Consider the following 624-nt stretch of genomic DNA (forward strand, 5'->3'; position numbering starts at 1 on the left):
CCAACGATCACCTCAGCCACTTACGACGTCACCACCCATGTGCTGACCGTCACAGGCACTGGCCTCGTCAGCACGCTCGGTGCGACCAACGACATTACCGTCTCCACCCTGACCATCACCGGTGAAGGCGCTGCTACCCGTACCCTCTCTACCACGGGCAATGTCGAGATCACCTCCGCCACCAGCTTTGCCGTCACCCTCGCAGGTGCTGACCAGACAGCTGTCGAAGCCCTGTTCAACAAGAACGGTACCGCCTCCACCAATGGCACGACGTACAACCTGGCGGCCGCAGATGACTGGGACAGCGTCATTACCGGTGGCAATATTGCCGTCGCCACAGCAGGCATTACGGTGTCCAATGTCCCGGTCCCGACCATTACTTCCTCGACCTACAATGCCATCACCGGTGTGCTGACCGTCACCGGTACCGGCCTGTCTGCTTTAACTGGGGCGGCCAATGACATCATTGCCAACAAATTCAGTTTGCAAGGCGAAGGGGGGGCCAGCTATACCCTGACCACCACCAGCAATGTCGAGATCACGTCGGCCACCTCCTTCACCCTGACCCTCAGTGCAGCAGATCGCCTGGGCGCCAACCTCATCATGAACAAGAATGGCACCAGT

General features: G+C 59.3%; 1 protein-coding gene. It reads left to right on the forward strand.

Annotated elements, in window-relative coordinates:
• Positions 1 to 624 (forward strand): hypothetical protein (locus LZ463_RS28905; RefSeq protein WP_241459781.1); only part of this gene is annotated, 624 nt, incomplete at both ends.

Origin of the sequence: Undibacterium paludis (assembly GCF_022568815.1) — a bacterium.
Lineage (GTDB): Bacteria > Pseudomonadota > Gammaproteobacteria > Burkholderiales > Burkholderiaceae_D > Undibacterium.